Raw genomic sequence first — 3,102 nt, forward strand, 5'->3', positions numbered from 1 at the left:
ATAGGAATGTCCGGGGATGTTTAAATCTGTAAATTATGCTTTATGAACAAGAAAACCAGTGATGCTCTGAAGAAGCAAACTCTTCAGACAATCACTGGTTTTTATTTACTTTAAAACATTTTCAAAGAAATCATCAAATACCCAGCCAAGCGCCTATAAAGAAGGTAAGAATGAGTGGAATGGGAATGACAAGAGAGTTATAAATGGTCGTCAGAAAAGTTGTCTCTTTATCTTGTTTATTCATAAAGATGCGGATGTTCTTTGAAATGTATGGGAAAGTCAACAAGGACAACGTCACAAACCTTGGAAATGTCCCAAAAACAATCGATAAAATGATGGCGATATAACCAGCATAATAAAGGGATTTAAAAACAACGAGCGCTTTATCTACGCCAATATGATAAGGAAGCGTGAACCGGCCATCTTCCATATCTTCTTCTAAATCACAAATGTTATTGGCGAGTGAGACGGACATGACCGTAATCGCTGTGGGGATGGACGCAATGATGAGCTTAATGATGGTCAGCCAATCAAATGAAATAACGTTAAATGCATTCACATAAAAAAGGGCGGTAAAAATCCCAAAGCCATATACCAGCCCGATGAAGAAATCACCGAATGGCGTGCTTGAGATAGGAATAGGACCAAAGGTATAAAGAACACCAATCAACATCCCTCCCAAGAGGATGTATAACAAGAAAAAAGATGTTTGAAGAACTAAGAATAATCCAATAATTAGGGCAATAGCACCAGTAAGATAATAAGCTGACCGCACATTTTTAAGAGGAATCTTTTCTTTACCTAATATCATTTTTTGAGCAGAGTCCGCCTGCTTATTCTCTGCGACGTAATAATCTAAGTAGTTATCGCGAAGACTGATAGCCAGCTGAAAGAGACCAACGGTAAGTAAACCTAAAAGTGAGAACCCTAGATGGAACGTTTCATAATTGTACCAGGCATACAAGATGCCCATAAATCCAGGAAAAAAACTGGTTGTGGCGTATTCCATTTGAGAAAGTAAGACATACTGTTTGAGGGTCATAACGGTCTCCTTTTAAAATTCTCTTGTGAGTAGTTTTTTAGTTAATGAATACAATACCTTTTTTTCAGGATGGTTGGGAAGCGTCTCAATAGATGCTAAAGCTTTATCAATGTATGTTTTTGCAATAGCGTATGCGCGTTCGATGCATTCATTGTCGTGCAGTAAAGTAACTAAAGCGGCTAGATCACTGTCCGATAAGTGTTCACCCTTTTTCAACAGAGGGAGAAAGGCTTCGTCTGTTTCCAAGCCTAAAATGAGTGGAAGGGTATAAATCCCTTGTTTGACATCATTCAAAACAGGCTTTGCTAGAATTTCAGGGGATTGGGTGTAATCCAGAATGTCATCTAGCATCTGAAAAGCAATTCCGATATTTTGACCAATCGACCGACTTTGCTCAATAATCTCAGGGTCGCATTGTCCAAAATAAGCCCCTTCGTAACAACTTAATTCAAACAGCTGGGCCGTTTTTCCTTTAATACTTTTCAAATAGTCTTCGTAGGTGATATCTGTATTATAGACATTTGTCATTTGATTGATTTCACCCAATAATACTTGCTTCATCGATAGTGTGTTTAATTTGATGATTTTGATAGAGTCCGTCGCATCCGCCAATAAATCAAAATATACCGCGAGCAATAAATCACCTGTATAAACAGCCACATCTTTCCCATATTTGGATTGGACCGTTTCCATGCCGCGGCGCATTTTCGAATCGTCTATGATGTCGTCATGAATAAGCGTAGCGAGATGAAGGACCTCAGTAGACGCAGCGGCAGCGATAATGTTGTTATGCGCATCTTCAGGGGCGTTGCCTAATTGTGAAAAAAGAAAAAAATAAGCTGGTCTCAGTAATTTTCCTTGTTTCTCTATCAAGTCAGTAACAGTTTTTTCAATGTCCTTATTTTCAATCGTTATTTTTTCTATAATTAATCCAAGGCACTCTTGTAAAAGGCTTTGAATGTGAGGATAGTTGTTCCACATGGGATGCGTTTTTACCATACCGGGCTCCTTTATGAATCGCTGATACACTGGTTCTTCTATTTTATTCTTTGATTTATAATTATACTTAAAATAATTATAAAGTCGCACTAGAATGCTCAGCAAATTTTCTAATTGGGCAGAAAGATTAGTGGAAGGGTATCGATTAAAAAAATGATAAAAAAAACGGCTAGAAAAGAAAAAAATCTTTTACTAGCCGTATTATTTATATTTAGATTATATTAAGACATTGTCCATCCGCCATCAACTGGCAGAGCATGACCCGTGATGTAAGAAGCTTGATTACTGCCTAAGAATAACGCAGCGTTTGCCACATCATTTGCTTCACCTAGTCGCTTCATAGGGATAGGTGCAACAAAACCTTGGTAAATTTCGTCAATCTCTAACAAATCTTTTGTCATCCCAGTGACTCCTGTCCCAGGACAAATCGCATTGATACGAACGCCAGCTTCTGCATAATCAACAGCCATCGCACGAGTGAATGAAATGACAGCCCCTTTAGTCGTCGCATACGAAATGGCGTCAGGGAATCCAATAATACCCCCTGCGGAAGCCGTATTAATAATATTTCCCTTTGTTTCTTTTAAATAAGGCATAGCGTACTTACTTGCCAAAAATAAAGCCGTGATATTAACATTTAATGATCGGTTCCAATCATCCATGGATGTGTCTTCCACTGTTCCTGGCGCATAAATTCCAGCATTATTAAACAAGATATCGATTTGTCCATACGTATCAATCGCCGTTTGAATAAAGTGTTTCACATCTGACTCGTTGCTGACATCCGCTTTTACAGCGACTGCCTCACCACCATTTTCTCGAATACCAGCAGCCGTTTGTTGAGCTGTTTCTTCATTATAATCCACTACGACGACTTTTGCGCCTTCTTTAGCATATAATTCTGCAGTTGCACGGCCAAAACCACTGCCAGCTCCAGTAATAATCGCTACTTTATTTTCTAACAACATTTATCTTTCCTTCTTTCACCTTTTGATGAAGTCATTATAGCCTATACTTGTGAAAATATCTACAAAGTTGGCAAATATACTCTTTTAATGAGT

3 protein-coding genes are annotated in these 3,102 nt (G+C 38.3%); all 3 read right to left on the reverse strand.

Going from position 1 to position 3,102, the window contains the following annotated elements:
- Positions 1-133: 133 nt before the first annotated feature.
- Positions 134-1,009, reverse strand: a complete 876-nt coding sequence (locus ABS916_RS12795; protein WP_350452263.1) for a prenyltransferase — start codon at positions 1,007-1,009, stop codon at positions 134-136.
- 45 nt (positions 1,010-1,054) lie between these two features.
- Positions 1,055-2,041, reverse strand: coding sequence for a polyprenyl synthetase family protein (locus tag ABS916_RS12800; protein WP_350452264.1), 987 nt, complete (start codon positions 2,039-2,041; stop codon positions 1,055-1,057).
- 221 nt (positions 2,042-2,262) lie between these two features.
- Positions 2,263-3,009, reverse strand: a complete 747-nt coding sequence (budC, locus tag ABS916_RS12805) for a meso-2,3-butanediol dehydrogenase (protein WP_350452265.1) — start codon at positions 3,007-3,009, stop codon at positions 2,263-2,265.
- Positions 3,010-3,102 lie beyond the last annotated feature (93 nt).

Origin of the sequence: Carnobacterium sp. (genome assembly GCF_040274945.1) — a bacterium.
Taxonomy (GTDB): Bacteria; Bacillota; Bacilli; order Lactobacillales; family Carnobacteriaceae; genus Carnobacterium_B.